A 16,507-nucleotide genomic window follows, 5' to 3' on the forward strand; every position below is an offset into this window, starting at 1 on the left:
ACTCACAGCCTCCTGGAATACTGCCAGGAGAGCCAAAAGCACTCACTCTGAATAAGGAATTCGTCGGCTCATTGTTAAGCCAGACTGAACCCCATGCCTCATTCCTGATGCTCGACATATGTAAAGTGGATAACAATACCCACAACATATAATAGGGCCCACGAGGTACCCACGTGTGCCCACTACACCGGAAACCGGCCGAACTGGATGACGACAGCATCAACGTCTTTTAAGATTACTTCGCTTCGTTAACGTGGTATAAAGCCACATGAAGCGCTGACAGTTGCTGTCTAATAATGCTTATTTAGCCTGCTTCACACGATTCGCAAGGGTGATTCTGTCAAGATCTGTTGTTTTCGTGCAAAAACAGGGGTGTTTCACGCTAATTATCCGTCAATATCGTGCCAGCTGCCTCCAATTCCCAAGATAACACTAGCAAAAGCCAATTAATAAATTGCAATTGCAACTGATTCGAAGGCTAAGACTCATTATGCCTACCAATAATGGAATGAAGTGCTTATAACCCTATTGGAATTTCGTATTACTGCGAATTTTCACTGCGCGCTCGGCAAGTTCCTGCTCCTGTCGGCTACACTCTTCGCGGCGTCGCGATAAATCCTGTGTCAATGCTTGCAGTCTCAGCCAACTGTTTTCATCCAAATCATTTTCAACACGCTCCAGCTCACGGGCCATTTCAGCCTCTAGGCCTGTAAGCTCAATAAGGTCCATATTCAATACAAACATCTGTTCGATAAAATCTTCAGGTGGTTCCACCTGCAAAATCGGCACACGGTCTTGCAGCGCACTCCAATGCCGCACGCCTTTGGCTACCCTGTGAGTACCTTCTACCGCTGTGCTCTCTTGTACTTCTTGCAAAATCAGGAAAAACCTATCGCCCAGTTCCTGAAAGCTATCGGCAATGCTTTCCCCTGCATCAGCATCGGCAAGTTGACAAAGCGAGTGAATAAAATCGGCATGTAATTTATCAGAGAATTTCAATGCGATTAAACGCTCAAAGTATCGCTCAAATAACTCTGGGTACTTGAGCGACATTGCACAAAGCGTACGCTCTACCCCAAAGTTACTTGTTTTGGGAGCTTCAACACGCGCCGCCAATCCACCGCCGCGTTCCTTGCTAAAACGTCCTGACGATTCTTGAGAGCCTCGACGTGAACCGCTACCGCTGCCCCGTTGTTGCCGGCTACTTTCCCAAAATAAGTTGGATAGGCGCAACCGTAAATCCATACGATAACGCTTTTTGATCCGTTCATCACGTATGGTTTCAACCAGATCATCAATTGCTTTTTCTAGAGCGGCGCGGCGCTCGGGTGTATCCAGTCGGGCAGAGCCACTCTCACGCTCCCATACCACTTGCGAAAGTGGCATGGCTTTATCCAGCTCTGCCTGTAAAGCCGGCGCACCGCCTGCCTGCAATAAATCGTCCGGATCTTTTCCTTCAGGCAAAAACACAAACTGGAACGACTTGCCAGCAGTCAAAACCGGCAAAATCCGGTCGACCGCCCGTTGTGCTGCTTGTGTTCCCGCCGTATCCCCATCAAAACATACTATGGGCTCATCGGCAAAGCGCCACAAGCGCATAATCTGGTCTTCTGTAAACGCTGTTCCCAAACTGGCAACAACGCCTCTAAACCCTGCTTGCCAAAGGGCTACCGCATCCATATAGCCTTCCACCACCAACGCCTGACCGCTTTCATAAGCTGGCTGGCGTGCACGATGGGCATTAAACAGCATCGTTCCCTTATGAAAAATCGGCGTTTCCGGGGAATTGAGGTATTTCGGTTGCCCTTTCGGGTCCAAGGTCCGTCCACCAAAAGCAACAGGACGGCCACGCTCATCATGAATGGGAATCATCATCCGGTTACGAAACCGGTCATAACTGGGCCGACCATCATCGGGCTGTATCACCAAACCAGCTTCAATCAACAAGCGTTCTTCAACACCTAGCTCCATCAGAGCCCGTTTTAAGGTGTCTCGACCGGCAGGCGCAAAACCGAATTGAAACTCGCGCAATGTGGCGTCGCTAAGTCCCCGCTGGCGCGCATAGCGCACAGCACTGTCCCCGTTTGGCCCCCAAAATTGCTTTCTAAAAAACTCGCTTGCCAACCCGCAAACATCCGAAAGGCTGGTTCGTTGAGCTTGACGCTTCGCCGCTTGCGGGTCAGGTGCTGGTATAGCAATTCCTGCTTCCCCTGCGAGCTGCTCAACGGCTTCAGGGAAATTCAAACCTTCCGTATCGCAAACAAACTTAAAATGGTCGCCTGATTCGCCACAACCGAAACATTTGTAGCGATTACGACGGTCATCCACATGAAAACTAGGTGTTTTTTCAGAGTGGAAAGGGCAACATGCCCAATAATCACCCTTACCTGGTTGCGACTTTCGCTGATCCCACGTAACCCGCCGCGCCACCACTTGTGAAAGCGGCAAACGATTTTTGATTTCCTCAAGGAATTGCGGAGTAAAACGCATGAATAGCTTTCAGATTTCGCACGAAGGTACAACAAATACACAAGCCAGCATAATCATTTGCCACCCGTACCGGCAAGTGTAATCAACAAACAACGAAAAACCCGCAAAACCACCCTTTAAGGAGTGTGGTCAACCTACGTAATTCATTGACGTACAAACAAATTAATACCAGCTAGGTGAATAACTTAGTGTGCCTGCGGATTGCCACTCAGAATTTCTTTCACAAGGCAGCTGGCACGAGCAAAATCCATTTGCCCCGGGTAACGCGATTTCAACTCGCTCATACAACGCCCCATATCACGTAAGCCCTTGGCTTCAATAGAATCTACAAGTGTTGAACATACCAGTTTCATCTCGTAGTCGCTCAATTGTGGCGGTAAAAGCTCTTTAATGAGCGCGACTTCTTCACGCTCGCCTTCAGGCAAGTTCGTGCCCGCACAATCATCCGATTGCTTCAATCGCTGCGCCAACATCGTGTATAAGAGTTGTTGTAACTCATCATCGCTCAGGCCATCGCGTCCCAACTCACGCGCAGAAACATCACGATCATGTATAGCAGCGTTAATGAGCCTCAATGTGGCGACACGCTTTTTTTGACCATTTTCCTGCGCGTTTTTTAAAGCACAGTTGATTTTTTCACGAAGCATCAACAACGATCCCTAAACTGAAAACAATCCAAATCCGAACTATAAACTGACAATTTAATGCCGCAAGCCTAATAGATGTGATCAATTCAACAGACTATTTTAAACCCTGATATTGACCATGTCGGACCATTCTCCTAAGTTGCCAGCCTTGATGCGGCCGAAACGCGCCATTGTCAACCCCTGGCGCCGATAAGGGTGAACGCATGTTGTCATCAACCGGATCAAGAAAGCAAGTTATGAAACCAGCAGATGGGTGGACAGCCAAGCCAGCAACAGCAAGACTGGTGCTCTCAGATGGAACTGTCATTGAAGGGCATGGCCTTGGTGCCGTTGGCACCGCAACAGGCGAAGTTTGCTTTAATACAGCAATCACAGGATACGAGGAGATCCTCACCGATCCTTCCTATGCTGGACAAATAATAACATTCACATTCCCACACATTGGTAACACAGGTACCAACGAGGACGATGTTGAAACCGTAAATATGGATGCGATCAAAGCAGCCCGCGGCGTTATCATTCGTGCAGATATAACAAATCCGTCAAACTATCGCGCCACACGTCACCTAGATGAATGGCTCAAGCAGCGCGGCATTATCGGGCTATGTGGTATTGATACCCGTGCACTCACGGCATTAATACGTGAAAAAGGCATGCCAAATGCCGTCATCGCACACAATGAATCCGCCGAATTCGATCTTGACGCTCTCAAAGCTGAAGCAAAAGCTTGGGCTGGCCTTGAAGGTATGGACCTTGCAAAAGAAGTCACCACCGACAAGACCTATGAGTGGAAAGAAACCGTTTGGCAGTGGGACGAAGGTTACAGCGAATCTCAAAGCGGTGAACGTCATGTTGTCGCGCTCGACTTTGGTGTCAAGCGTAACATACTGCGCCTATTGGTAAATGCCGGCTGTAAAGTGACTGTTGTCCCTGCAACCACTTCTCCTGAAGAGGTTTTGGCACTCAAACCCGATGGTATATTCCTGTCAAACGGCCCAGGCGATCCGGCAGCCACCGGTGTTTATGCAGTACCAACCATCCAAAAACTACTTGAAACAGACACACCTATTTTCGGTATCTGTTTAGGGCACCAAATGCTCGCGTTAGCGCTTGGGGCGAAAACACTCAAAATGCACCAAGGTCACCATGGGGCAAACCACCCGGTTCATGACCACACAACAGGCAAAGTGGAAATAACTTCCATGAACCACGGCTTTGCTGTTGACGCTGCAACATTGCCAGAAAACGTTGAAGAAACACACGTTTCATTGTTTGATGGCACAAACTGTGGCTTGGCTGTAAAGGGTAAACCTGTCTTCTCCGTTCAATACCATCCTGAGGCCTCCCCAGGACCACAAGACAGTCACTACTTGTTTGACCGTTTTGTCAAACATATAGACAATCACTAGAGCGTATTCCCGAAAATTGCCTACCAGTTTTCGCGTAAGAAGACGCTTCAATAGAATAGGTTAAAGCAGTTTAAGTGCTTCTATGAAACAGCAAACTGCTTCAGGGCGACCAGCCAATATATTTTCAAGATTAATATGAAAAAAAAACCCCGCGACGATAAAGTCGCGGGGTTTTTAACCAAAAAGCAAATAAAATTAGCTCTCTGCCTCAATCATAACACCCAGAGCAGACATGACGCCGTTGACTTCCGCAATCTGTTCTTTGAGTGCAATCTCTTGCTCTGAGAGCAGTTTTTCTTGTGATACGCAGATTTCTTGAAGCTCAACCAGCTGATCTTTACGCGGGCTATTGCTCTCCACAAGCTTAATGATGCGCCGCACTTCCGCAAGTGTCAGACCAATCTTCTTCGCCTGTAAAATTACTTTCATGCGGCCAATGTCTTTAGGACGATAAAAGCGGCGGGCCCCACGCCGTACAGGGTTTAGAAGACCTTTTTCTTCATAAAAGCGCAATGTACGCAATGTAACATTGAAAAGCTCTGACATTTCGGAGATTGCCAGCAGTTGGCTCTCACCATCCCCTTCAGATATTGGTCCAGCGATATCAGGAATTAGCTCTATACTGTTTGGAATTGTATTCATTACCATTTGCCCGGTGGTTCTCTGTTTCATTTTTTGAATCCATACAAAAGTTAGCTAAATCGGCTTCCCACCCAAGAAATTCAGCTATCCCCTTTTCTTTTGCACTTCTTCGATAAATGCTCGTGCTGAGTATTAAAAATATTAATATGGATGCCTTATTAAAGGCATATAGGCCCCACAGCACAAACATGGGTTGTATTTATCATCTCACACAACCATTGCATGAGTTGATATTCACTAAATTACACAACCATTCGTCAAAAATATAGCCTAACGTAAAAAAAACCCTCGATAGCAGCAAACGTATACATTAATGGCCGTACAATAAACAAAGTATAATATATATAATATTTACCTTTACACATAATAAGAATGTATTTATATGTAATAATCAATATTCTCTTTGCGTCAGCTTAAAAATTGCCACAATTGTTGCTGCGTCAAAAAAAATCTACTCTAGTAAGCAGCCTGTCATTTTCAAAACTAACCTATCGCACATGCTATATATATCAATGTAAAATTACATTTTGAATGAATCTACTATTAAACCGAGGTATTTTGCAGTGATCAATTAACCAAGGGTGAGGAAAAGAATTCCACAGAAACCAATTACATTTTTATAGACCTATTGGTCGATCAAATATTATCCTTGAAATAATACATAATAATGTAATTGGTACCATTCAAATAAATTCAGAAACTGAAAACATTTCTATTATCTAGTTCAGCATAAGTCGTTGAATAAAATTTTAATTTAAATTAATAATATTTAAACTTCAACTAAGATACACTTTTAGTTTAACACCCCCTCATATCTATACTTATGAGGGGGTAGTTATTACCTGTTTAAGGCTATTATTTTTTTGAAAATTTTTGCGACTCCTAAGCGAAATTGTGCGAATCGGTGCACATCTACTTTTTCAAAGTGTAAAGCACTCCGATACAATATCATTTCGTTCAGCATCTTTCCCTCCTACATTACCGCCTCGAGACCAATCCGCCTCAACAATAAATATAGGCGCACATTGTGCACTTTTCAAGGCAGCAGTGCACTGATTGCGCTTTTTTAGGGGGAGCCTCTTTATATCGAACCGCTAAGCATGATATATCCAGTTATTACTAAAGGAGTTGCCTACACAATTGGCAGAGTGATAACGGCTCTAGGATAGTTAAATGCAACCAGATCAATTCAAAGCTTGGCGCCGCTCTCTAGGCCTAAAACAAAAAGACGCAGCCGAGGTTTTGGGCCTTAAAAAACGCATGATCCAATACTACGAAAAAGGTGACCGAGATGGCCGCCCTGTAGAAATTCCCAAGTCAGTACGTTTAGCCTGCTTTGCCCTCTTGCAAGGTATAGGGGATTTTAATGGTGAGCAGATAGAACCACTCATCATGCCTTCATCAGACAACAAATCCGATATTCTCAACAATATTGTAGAAAAAAACCATCGCGAGACTCAATAATTATCATTTTAGCCCTTCCCAGCTAAGACGTTTATTCTTATAACACGCGCTCAGCCATAAAATTTTAGATGACCCAAACAGCTTTGCCAAAAATACATCTGGCAAAGGCCGTCAACACGAGCACATGTGAGCCATCATGCCTAAACGCAACGATATCCAGTCTATTCTCATTATCGGGGCCGGACCTATTGTCATTGGTCAAGCCTGCGAATTCGACTACTCGGGAACTCAGGCTTGTAAAGCGCTGCGAGATGAGGGCTACCGAATTATTCTGGTGAACTCTAATCCGGCAACTATTATGACGGATCCAGATCTTGCCGATGCCACATACATCGAGCCAATCACGCCCGATATCGTCGAGAAAATCATTGCCAAGGAAAAGCCGGATGCACTGCTTCCTACGATGGGTGGCCAAACAGCCCTGAACTGTGCCCTTGAACTGGACCAACGCGGCGTTTTGCAAAAATACAATGTCGAAATGATTGGCGCACGCGCCGATGTTATCGATAAGGCAGAAGACCGCGAAAAATTCCGCGCGGCCATGGACAAAATTGGCCTGGAAAACCCCAGGGCGGCAATTGCATCCTCCCCTGCCATTAAAAACGAAAATGGCACTATTGTTGGTTATGATCGCGCAGCCGGTGTGGCGGAAGCCATGAAGCACCTCGATTCCATCGGCTTGCCAGCCATTATTCGCCCTGCCTTCACACTAGGTGGCACTGGCGGCGGCGTTGCATATAACCGCGAAGAGTATGAGCAAATAGTTCGTTCAGGTATCGATGCCTCCCCGAATGGTCAGGTCTTGATTGACGAGAGCTTACTCGGCTGGAAAGAGTACGAGATGGAAGTCGTTCGCGATACTGCGGACAACTGTATCATTATCTGTTCCATCGAGAACATCGATCCCATGGGTGTTCACACCGGTGATTCCATTACCGTTGCTCCGGCCCTCACATTGACCGATAAAGAATACCAAATCATGCGCGACGCCTCTTTGGCTGTTTTGCGTGAAATCGGCGTTGAAACCGGCGGTTCGAACGTTCAGTTTGCAGTTAACCCTGATAACGGCCGCTTGGTGGTTATCGAAATGAACCCACGCGTGTCCCGCTCTTCTGCACTGGCTTCGAAAGCAACAGGCTTCCCGATTGCCAAGATCGCAGCCAAGCTGGCCGTTGGTTACACACTGGATGAGCTGGAAAACGACATCACAGGCGGAGCAACACCAGCATCCTTCGAGCCGACAATTGACTATGTCGTCACCAAAATTCCGCGTTTTGCCTTCGAGAAGTTCCCAGGTTCCGAACCCACACTGACAACAGCAATGAAGTCGGTAGGTGAAGTTATGGCCATCGGCCGTACTTTCAATGAGAGCATGCAAAAAGCCCTACGCGGCTTGGAAACAGGTTTGTCTGGTCTCGACCCGATTGAAATTGATGGCCTCGGTCAAGGAGACGACGAAAACGCGATCCGTAAAGCGCTGGCAATCCCAACCCCAACACGCTTGCTCAACGTTGCCCAAGCCATGCGCCATGGCATGGGGACAGAAGAGATCCATCAAATCTGTAAAATCGACCTATGGTTCTTGGAACAGATTGCCGATGTAATCGCTATGGAACAGAAAATCTCCGAGCTTGGCCTGCCAGAAAACGCAACAGCCCTGCGCCAAATCAAAGCCATGGGCTTTTCCGACCAGCGCATTGCTCAGCTGGCAAACACCACGGAACGAGCTGTCGCAGACATGCGAAACAAGCTTGCTGTAAAGCCAGCCTTTAAGCGCATTGATACCTGTGCTGCCGAGTTTGCTTCACCAACCGCTTACATGTACTCCACCTACGAAACACCTTTAGCTGGCTCTTTGGCTTGTGAAGCAAACCCGAGCGAGCGCGAGAAGGTCGTTATTCTGGGTGGTGGTCCGAACCGCATTGGTCAAGGTATCGAGTTCGACTACTGTTGCTGTCACGCAGCTTTCGCCCTGAAAGATGCAGGCTACGAAGCTATCATGGTCAACTGTAACCCAGAGACCGTCTCGACAGACTACGACACATCTGATCGCCTCTATTTCGAGCCACTAACCTCTGAGGATACCTTGGAAATCCTCAAGCTCGAGCAATCCAAAGGCAACTTGAAAGGTGTCATTGTTCAGTTTGGCGGCCAAACACCGCTCAAACTTGCCCAGTCTCTTGTGGAAGCAGGTATCCCGATCCTTGGTACCTCGCCAGACATGATCGACCTTGCAGAAGACCGCGATCGCTTCCAGAAGCTGCTACATAGAATCGGTCTCAAGCAGCCGGAAAACGGCATTGCCTATTCTGTCGAGCAAGGTCGCTTGATTGCCGGTCAGCTGGGTCTGCCTCTGGTTGTTCGTCCTTCTTATGTTCTGGGCGGCCGCGCCATGCAGATTATTCGTGACGAAGAAGCACTGAATAATTACCTGCTTGGCACTCTGCCAGAGCTGGTTCCACACGATATCCGTGCCAAATATCCAAACGATAAAACCGGACAGATCAACACTCTGCTGGGCACCAATCCGCTGTTGTTCGACCGTTATCTGGAAGGCGCTATTGAAGTAGATGTTGATGCACTTTGCGATGGAGAGGATGTCTTCGTTTGTGGTATCATGCAGCATATTGAAGAAGCAGGCATTCACTCCGGTGATAGTGCTTGCTCTTTACCTGCATACTCGCTTGACACGAAATTAATTGCTCAACTGGAAGAGCAAACAAGACGCTTGGCCCTTGAGCTAAATGTCGGCGGCTTAATGAACGTACAATACGCGATTAAAGACGACGAAATTTATGTTCTCGAAGTGAACCCTAGGGCATCGCGTACTGTGCCATTTGTGGCCAAGACCATTGGTGAGCCTCTTGCCAAGATTGCTTCTCGCCTCATGGCTGGAGAAAAACTGGCCAATTTCGATCTCAAAGCTGCCGAACTAGAGCACATTGCAGTTAAAGAAGCAGTGTTCCCGTTTGCACGCTTCCCGGGTGTCGACACTATTTTAGGTCCGGAGATGCGCTCAACTGGTGAAGTCATGGGCCTCGATAAAGACTTCGCCGTCGCTTTTGCTAAGTCGCAACTAGGTGCTGGCGTAACTTTACCCACAAGTGGCTCAGTATTTATTGCTGTAAAAGATGCCGATAAACCGAAAATAGTAGAAGCCGCTCAAAGGCTCCACAATCTGGGTATGACCATTTTGGCAACAAGCGGAACCCAAAGATACTTGGAAAAACAAGGGATACCTTGTTCAAAGGTCAATAAGGTGCTTGAAGGGCGACCGCATATCGTTGATGCTATCAAGAACGATGAGATTGCACTTGTCTTCAACACCACAGAGGGCGCACAAGCCTTGTCAGACAGTCGGTCGTTGCGTCAAGCTGCATTAATGCATAAAGTACCCTACTACACCACACTTGCAGGTGCGATTGCAGCCGCTAAAGGGGTTGAGGCATCAAAAGCAGGTAATCTTGAAGTCAGGTCTCTCCAGTCCTACTTCTCATAAACTAGTCAATGCCCGGGCAGGGAATAGTCATCCCAGCCCGGTCACTTTTTGTTGAACCGGGTTTGGGTGCTCGGTCAACCTTAGAAAGGTAAACGTGTCATGGAAAAGATACCAATGACAGCTCAGGGGTTCGCACAGCTCAACGACGAGCTAAAGCAGCGCACCTCAATTGAGCGGCCACGTATCATTGACGCTATTTCTGAAGCCCGTGCCCATGGCGACCTCTCAGAGAACGCCGAGTATCATGCTGCAAAAGAACAGCAGAGCCTCAACGAAGGCCGGATTCACGAACTTGAAGAAAAATTAGGTAGAGCGGAAGTTATCGACCTAACAAAACTGAGTGGCGACACCGTCAAGTTCGGAGCAACAGTTTCTCTTGTCGACGAAGATACAGATGAAGAGAAAAAGTACATGATCGTTGGCGATGTCGAGGCCGATGCAAAAAATGGCCGTATCTCAATTTCTTCGCCCATTGCACGCGCTTTGATTGGCAAAGAAGTCGGCGATAGTGTTGAAGTTGCGGCACCTGGCGGCGCTCGTGCTTTCGAAATTCTTAAAGTCGAGTTTATTTAACATATACAAAAGTACGTATTAATGAATCAGGGTCGATATAAATCGACCCTTTTTTATTTTTTAATGAGTAAAATTATTCAATCCTAGTAAATTTATTAACAGCATAACACTTTTTTTCGACGCCATAAAAATCGATAATATTTTGCGAATGACTGTAATCATTAGTAAAATAACGAATGTATTAATTGTAATTTTACTCAACTTTTATACATATTAGCTTTACAGCAATAACTAATTGACAGTAGGACTAAGTGAAATATAACCCTGCTAAGAATTCAAATAATTATAATTCGCAGTAGGTTACGAGTTAATGTCTGGCCAGTTAAAAGCAGAGTATAAATTGCAAGTCCAATTTTTCGACTTGGACACTAATGCAATTCAGCAACTACAACAGCTATGGCAAAAAATAAAAGAGTTGCTTCCTTCTATTTTAGACCGCTTTTATAATAAAATCGAAAGTACGCCGAATTTGGCCTCTAAAGTTGCAGGCGTTGTACCGCAACTCAAAGAAGCTCAAATGAAGCATTGGCAGTGCTTATTTACTGATGGCTTCAGCTCTACATACTTTGAACGTGTTGAAAGTATTGGTCGTGCGCATGTGAAAGTGGGCCTTGAACCAGATTGGTATATTGGCGGTTACACATTCTTTCTTAGCGAACTGACAACTGCTCTCTCAAAAGCCAACAAGTTTTCACGGGCAAATTACATAACTCAGCTTAGCTTGGTACAAAAAGCGCTCTTGCTTGATATGAGCTGCGCTGTACAGACATATCACGACCTATATGATGAACAAATCCAAAAGCACTCCAAAGAAATCGACAGTGCAATTATTGAATTTGATCAAGCTATTAATAATCATATCAAAACCGCACAAAATGCAGAAACAAGCATGCAAGAATGTGCAGTATCTTTAGCACAAACTTCGCAGGCCAGTCAGGCGTCAGCTCATGCGGCTTCACAATCTGTATCCAATACCGCACTAGATGTGCAAAGTGGTGCAGCATCCGTTGAGCAAATGTCTGTTAGCGTCTCCGAAATAGGTGAGCAAATCACCCGTTCAGCCGGCGCAGCCAAATCGGTATCCGATGATGCAGAAAACACCACACAAACTGTTCTGGGTTTACAAGCTGCAACCGATGAAATTGGTAAAGTTACCGAACTAATCCGAGATATCGCCGAGCAAACCAACCTACTAGCACTTAACGCTACCATTGAAGCCGCAAGAGCTGGAGAAGCAGGCCGAGGCTTTGCGGTTGTCGCAAGTGAAGTTAAAAATCTGGCTGAACAAACCGGTAAAGCAACAGAGGAAATTGCAGAAAAAATCCAGGCAATTCAGAATGAAACGCATCGCTGTGTTTCAGATATTACGAATATCTCCCATAGGATTCAAGAAGTCAGCCATACCTCCACAGCGATTGCCGGTGCTGTTGAGCAGCAAGCTGCTGCAACCAACGAAATTTCTCGCTCGATACAAAGTGCTTCGGAGAATGCTGCAAGCGTAAAAAATGAAATTGGCGATATTCTAGACCATGCACTCAGCGCTAATGTTGCTGTTACTGCCTCGAATAAATCTGCGGCACAATTACAGTCGACAAACAGCGCAATTACAAGAGAAATCCAGGAATTTCTAACTCTTGTGAAAAGCCTCTAGCTCAAATTGAATGTTGGCACTGGAGTAAATTAAGCAAAATCCAGTGCCAAAAAATCATTAAACCATAGCAGCAATAGGCACGCTTGGCTCGTCTTTTACCCTACGAATTGTAAGCGCAGTCCGCACATTATCTACATTTGGAGTAGATGTCAGTTCGCTAATAATAAACCGCTGGAATGCTTCAAGGTCAGTGGCAACGCATTTTAAAATAAAGTCAACCTCACCTGAAAGCATATAGCTTTCACGAACAATTTCCCAAGACTGTATTTTGGCATCAAAAGCAACCAAATCGGCTTCGGTCTGATTATGTAAACCGACCATGGCAAAAGCAGTCACTTCATGCCCCAGCTGCTTTTCATCAAGCAAAGTCCGGTAGCCGCGAATTAACCCCGCCTCTTCCAGCGCACGCACACGTCGCAAGCATGGCGGAGCAGAAATACCCACCCGTCGTGCAAGCTCCACATTAGTTATACGGCCATCCTCCTGCAATTCTTTCAGGATTTGCCAATCAATACTGTCCAGACGCGCTTTCAAGCTCGTCTCCTTTGCATTATGATCAATAAGTGCCAATGAGCATGACTACTGCTGCCTCACGAATAACGAAACAGTGCAGAAAACCAATTGGAATGTTATGCTTTATTACTGTTATGCGACATTCTATACCAAAAATGCAACCAGATCCGACAGATTAGAAAATATATGGCAAAATCCAATCAAAAACTGTGGGTAATAACAGATGGGAAAATTGGGGACGTAAACCAATGCCTTGGCATTGCAGAAGCACTTGGCGGGCATATCCACCAGTTTATTGTATCCCCTAGAAAGCTCTATTCGCTATTAAGCCCATGGGGACCAGTAGACCACAAGGCCCTCAACAACGCTTCCCAGTTCTTCCTTGGGCCTTTTCCGGATATTGCCATTGCCTCGGGAAGGCGGGCCGTGCCGTATTTACGATACCTAAAAAAGAAATCTAACAATAAAACACTAACCGTTTTCCTTAAAGACCCAAGAGTTGGTTGCAAAGCTGCCGATCTTATTTGGGTGAATTCGCACGACAAACTGCGCGGTAAAAATGTTTTAGTCACCTCTACCGGCCCCCACAGAATTACAGAACGAAAACTGGAGATGGCCGCTAAGAATGCACCAAGCCACTTAAGATCACTGAAACAACCTAGAACCGCAGTTTTGGTAGGTGGTAATTCTAGACATCACTTTTTTTCCGAAAGCGACATTCAAAGCTTTGCTCAGGCCCTCAAACAGCACAATAAAACACACAGCCTCATGATTACTGCCTCAAGGCGAACTCCTGCAAAACTTGCCCAAATACTCGCAACTCTTGGAGAAAAAGAAAACAATTACCTTTGGGATGGCAGCGGCGATAATCCCTTGCTTCCCTTCTTGGCGCTCTCGGATAACATAATCGTCACGACCGATTCTGCAAATATGCTAGGTGAAGCTGCCGTAACTGGAAAACCAATCTATGGTTTTCAACCAAGTGGCGGCCACCCTAAATTCGAGCAATTAACAAACGAGCTCAAACGGCTGGGAGCCCTAACTGATTTTCCATATGAAACGACAGCTACAAACTACGAACCCATTAATGCAACCCCAATTATTGCAAATTGGATTCGCAAGCAACTAGACCAACGCAACAATAAAGGCTAGACCCACTCTAAAGGGCAGCTTCCAAAAAAGGTACAATCCATGAGCACCAAGCATTCCAAAATGCTCATCATTGGTTCCGGTCCAGCCGGTTATACAGCAGCCATATATGGCGCACGAGCTATGTTGGAACCAACACTGGTCACAGGCATACAAACTGGTGGTCAATTGACCATAACCACCGAGGTTGAAAATTACCCAGGTTTTGCCGATCCCATACAGGGACCTTGGCTGGTTGAAGAAATGCGCAAGCAGGCCGAAAATGTTGGCACCAAAATCGAATACGATACAATCGTTAATGCTGATCTAAACGCAAGGCCAATCAAACTCACCGGAGACAGCGGCACCACCTATACCGCCGACACGCTCGTCATAGCGACAGGTGCCCAGGCAAAGTGGCTTGGTCTACCCTCCGAAGAAAAATACCAGTCCGGCGGCGTCTCAGCATGCGCCACATGCGATGGATTTTTCTATCGCGGCAAGAAAGTGGTTGTGGTCGGAGGCGGCAATTCCGCAGTCGAGGAAGCACTGTATCTAGCCAATATTGCTGAGAAAGTAACTCTCGTTCACCGCCGCGACAGTTTGCGTGCGGAAAAGATCCTACAAGACCGCCTTTTCAACAATGAAAAGGTTGAGATCCTCTGGAACCAAGCTATTGAGGAAATAACTGGTACGGAAGAACCGGCATTTGTGACAGGCGTTAGATTACGCGACACACAAACCAATGCCGTCTCCACACTTGAGACAGACGGTGTCTTTGTTGCCATTGGTCACTCTCCAGCTGTTGCTTTATTCAAAGACCAGTTGGAAATGACCGAAACGGGTTATATCTGGACTAAGCCAGATTCCACGCAAACTTCCATAGCAGGAGTTTACGCGGCTGGCGATGTAACAGATGACAAATATCGTCAAGCGGTAACAGCGGCGGGAATGGGCTGCATGGCCGCTTTAGAAGCAGAGCGGCATTTGGCAGAGCAGGAAGCTGCCACGCCACAGGCTGCACAATAAACACAAGACTGTGATAGGGAGCCGCCCATTCGGCGGAATCAAAATGGATTGGGATAAGCTGAGAATTTTTCATGCAGCGGCGCAAGCGGGAAGCTTCACCCATGCAGGTGAAGCACTCAATATGAGCCAATCTGCTGTAAGCCGCCAAGTCAGTGCCCTAGAGGCCGACTTGGGTGTCTCCCTATTTCACCGTCACGCCCGTGGCTTGATCCCCACAGAGCAGGGCGAACTACTTTATCGCACTTCGCGTGAAGTCCTGATGAAGTTGGAATCCGTACAAACGCGGCTCACAGATAGTAAGGAAAAGCCTTCAGGCTTACTACGTGTAACAACCACAGTCGGATTGGGATCAACGTGGCTCACCTCGCGTGTTAATGAATTCGTCGACTTATACCCAGACATGCGCCTTGAAATTATCTGTATGGATAATGAGCTGGATTTAGGCATGCGTCAGGCTGATGTAGCCATCAGACTACGTCAACCAACGCAACCAGACTTGATCCAGCGTAAGCTATTCACAGTGCATTTTCATGTTTATGCAGTTCCCTCATACTTGGAGCGCTTCGGCACCCCAAACTCGGCAGCGGATCTTGATAACCATCGCATTGTTACCATGGGGGATGTTACACCGTCATATTTACGCGGAATGAACTGGCTGGAAACCACAGGTCTACCACCGGGCGAAACCCGAGACATCACATTAAAGGTCAACAACCTTGTGGGTATTAAACGTGCTGTCCAAAAGGGCATTGGGTTGGCAATCCTGCCCGATTACATGGTCGAAGCCGATGCAGGTATGGTTAAAATCATGAGTACGCGGCGCGAAGACCTTCCCTCCTATGACACTTATTATGTTTACCCCTCAGAGCTGAAAAACACCGCAAGGGTGACAGCTTTTAGAGACTTCCTCGTTTCGTATGCTGAGCGTTGGACACACTAAACTTTATACGAGGAGACTTAAGAGCACTCTGCGCTCCAGATTGCTCTTAAGTAAAACCGATTCGCGCATCCTCCCAATATAAAACACCTCAAGACAAAAGTAGATAATTGCGTCTTACAACCCTTTGGGAACGGGAGTTGCCAAATCGAGAGAGATTCGCTTTTCCTTGTTCTATAGGAAAAACTAAAATTGGCATGAACTGCTTTTGCAGAGGAAAGAAAGGGAACCTAAATTTTATACACAGCCCCTCAAAAGGCTGCTACAGCACTTTTAGCTTAACCGTAAAATATATTTTTATAAATAATTACAGCCAGTTACTACAAATTATCTGCGACGTCATGACCTATCGAAAACTAGCTCACCAAGATATACAGTAATTGCATATCTGCAATGCAATATTGTTCATTGAAGATCAATAAATGCACTGCATATATGCAGCAGCTGTTAGCTGATGTTCATCACAACTCTCCTCCCTGTGACGTTCAATTTCAGCTAGCTGTTCCCCTCTGGAAGGTGATTGCA

Annotated in this window: 12 protein-coding genes; 8 read left to right on the forward strand and 4 right to left on the reverse strand. The window is 46.4% G+C overall.

Annotated features, from left to right (window positions below; all coding sequences use genetic code 11):
* Positions 1 to 525 precede the first annotated feature (525 nt).
* Both dnaG and AYK67_RS10820 read right to left on the reverse strand, forming a co-directional pair.
* Positions 526 to 2,490 (reverse strand): DNA primase, encoded by a 1,965-nt coding sequence (gene dnaG / locus AYK67_RS10815; protein WP_068086188.1) that lies wholly within the window; start codon positions 2,488 to 2,490, stop codon positions 526 to 528.
* Between the two features lie 185 nt (positions 2,491 to 2,675).
* Positions 2,676 to 3,137, reverse strand: coding sequence for a GatB/YqeY domain-containing protein (locus tag AYK67_RS10820; RefSeq protein ID WP_068086192.1), 462 nt, complete (start codon positions 3,135 to 3,137; stop codon positions 2,676 to 2,678).
* A gap of 236 nt (positions 3,138 to 3,373) precedes the next feature.
* On the opposite strand from AYK67_RS10820, the gene carA reads away from it, so the two are divergent.
* Positions 3,374 to 4,546, forward strand: coding sequence for a glutamine-hydrolyzing carbamoyl-phosphate synthase small subunit (gene carA, locus AYK67_RS10825; protein ID WP_068086195.1), 1,173 nt, complete (start codon positions 3,374 to 3,376; stop codon positions 4,544 to 4,546).
* Positions 4,547 to 4,741: 195 nt separating this feature from the next.
* Here carA and AYK67_RS10830 read toward each other — a convergent pair whose 3' ends face one another.
* Complete coding sequence (locus tag AYK67_RS10830) at positions 4,742 to 5,218, reverse strand: MerR family transcriptional regulator (RefSeq protein ID WP_208976270.1); 477 nt, start codon at positions 5,216 to 5,218, stop codon at positions 4,742 to 4,744.
* Between the two features lie 1,143 nt (positions 5,219 to 6,361).
* Between AYK67_RS10830 and AYK67_RS10835 the strand changes: the two genes are divergently transcribed.
* The 4 genes from AYK67_RS10835 to AYK67_RS10850 all read left to right on the forward strand — a co-directional run bounded on the left by AYK67_RS10835 (position 6,362) and on the right by AYK67_RS10850 (position 12,375).
* Positions 6,362 to 6,652 carry a helix-turn-helix domain-containing protein gene (locus AYK67_RS10835; protein ID WP_068086196.1) on the forward strand — a complete coding sequence of 97 codons (291 nt, stop codon included), beginning with the start codon at positions 6,362 to 6,364 and terminating at the stop codon, positions 6,650 to 6,652.
* A gap of 136 nt (positions 6,653 to 6,788) precedes the next feature.
* A complete protein-coding gene (gene carB, locus AYK67_RS10840; protein WP_068086198.1) occupies positions 6,789 to 10,151 on the forward strand; it encodes a carbamoyl-phosphate synthase large subunit in 3,363 nt (1,120 codons plus the stop codon).
* A 99-nt stretch (positions 10,152 to 10,250) separates the two neighbouring features.
* Positions 10,251 to 10,724 carry a transcription elongation factor GreA gene (gene greA / locus AYK67_RS10845; protein ID WP_068086200.1) on the forward strand — a complete coding sequence of 158 codons (474 nt, stop codon included), beginning with the start codon at positions 10,251 to 10,253 and terminating at the stop codon, positions 10,722 to 10,724.
* 310 nt (positions 10,725 to 11,034) lie between these two features.
* Positions 11,035 to 12,375 (forward strand): globin-coupled sensor protein, encoded by a 1,341-nt coding sequence (locus AYK67_RS10850; RefSeq protein WP_068086203.1) that lies wholly within the window; start codon positions 11,035 to 11,037, stop codon positions 12,373 to 12,375.
* 57 nt (positions 12,376 to 12,432) lie between these two features.
* On the opposite strand, the gene AYK67_RS10855 is transcribed toward AYK67_RS10850, so the two are convergent.
* Positions 12,433 to 12,909 (reverse strand): Lrp/AsnC family transcriptional regulator, encoded by a 477-nt coding sequence (locus tag AYK67_RS10855; protein ID WP_068086206.1) that lies wholly within the window; start codon positions 12,907 to 12,909, stop codon positions 12,433 to 12,435.
* A 165-nt stretch (positions 12,910 to 13,074) separates the two neighbouring features.
* Between AYK67_RS10855 and AYK67_RS10860 the strand changes: the two genes are divergently transcribed.
* From AYK67_RS10860 to AYK67_RS10870, 3 genes are read left to right on the forward strand one after another with little or no spacing between them, the layout of a single operon-like run.
* Positions 13,075 to 14,040 (forward strand): mitochondrial fission ELM1 family protein, encoded by a 966-nt coding sequence (locus AYK67_RS10860; RefSeq protein ID WP_068086209.1) that lies wholly within the window; start codon positions 13,075 to 13,077, stop codon positions 14,038 to 14,040.
* Positions 14,041 to 14,079: 39 nt separating this feature from the next.
* Complete coding sequence (gene trxB, locus AYK67_RS10865; RefSeq protein ID WP_068086212.1) at positions 14,080 to 15,045, forward strand: thioredoxin-disulfide reductase; 966 nt, start codon at positions 14,080 to 14,082, stop codon at positions 15,043 to 15,045.
* A gap of 43 nt (positions 15,046 to 15,088) precedes the next feature.
* A complete protein-coding gene (locus AYK67_RS10870; RefSeq protein ID WP_068086215.1) occupies positions 15,089 to 15,985 on the forward strand; it encodes a LysR family transcriptional regulator in 897 nt (298 codons plus the stop codon).
* Positions 15,986 to 16,507: the final 522 nt, after the last annotated feature.

The sequence above is a fragment of the Polycladidibacter stylochi genome, from assembly GCF_001562055.1.
GTDB classification, from domain to species: domain Bacteria; phylum Pseudomonadota; class Alphaproteobacteria; order Rhizobiales; family Stappiaceae; genus Pseudovibrio; species Pseudovibrio stylochi.

Excerpts from the sequence above, each read along its gene's own strand:
- dnaG (WP_068086188.1), bottom strand. The coding sequence starts at position 2,490 with ATGCGTTTTACTCCGCAATTCCTTGAGGAAATCAAAAATCGTTTGCCG.
- AYK67_RS10820 (WP_068086192.1), bottom strand. The coding sequence starts at position 3,137 with ATGCTTCGTGAAAAAATCAACTGTGCTTTAAAAAACGCGCAGGAAAAT.
- carA (WP_068086195.1), top strand. The coding sequence starts at position 3,374 with ATGAAACCAGCAGATGGGTGGACAGCCAAGCCAGCAACAGCAAGACTG.
- AYK67_RS10830 (WP_208976270.1), bottom strand. The coding sequence starts at position 5,218 with ATGAAACAGAGAACCACCGGGCAAATGGTAATGAATACAATTCCAAAC.
- AYK67_RS10835 (WP_068086196.1), top strand. The coding sequence starts at position 6,362 with ATGCAACCAGATCAATTCAAAGCTTGGCGCCGCTCTCTAGGCCTAAAA.
- carB (WP_068086198.1), top strand. The coding sequence starts at position 6,789 with ATGCCTAAACGCAACGATATCCAGTCTATTCTCATTATCGGGGCCGGA.
- greA (WP_068086200.1), top strand. The coding sequence starts at position 10,251 with ATGGAAAAGATACCAATGACAGCTCAGGGGTTCGCACAGCTCAACGAC.
- AYK67_RS10850 (WP_068086203.1), top strand. The coding sequence starts at position 11,035 with ATGTCTGGCCAGTTAAAAGCAGAGTATAAATTGCAAGTCCAATTTTTC.
- AYK67_RS10860 (WP_068086209.1), top strand. The coding sequence starts at position 13,075 with ATGGCAAAATCCAATCAAAAACTGTGGGTAATAACAGATGGGAAAATT.
- trxB (WP_068086212.1), top strand. The coding sequence starts at position 14,080 with ATGAGCACCAAGCATTCCAAAATGCTCATCATTGGTTCCGGTCCAGCC.
- AYK67_RS10870 (WP_068086215.1), top strand. The coding sequence starts at position 15,089 with ATGGATTGGGATAAGCTGAGAATTTTTCATGCAGCGGCGCAAGCGGGA.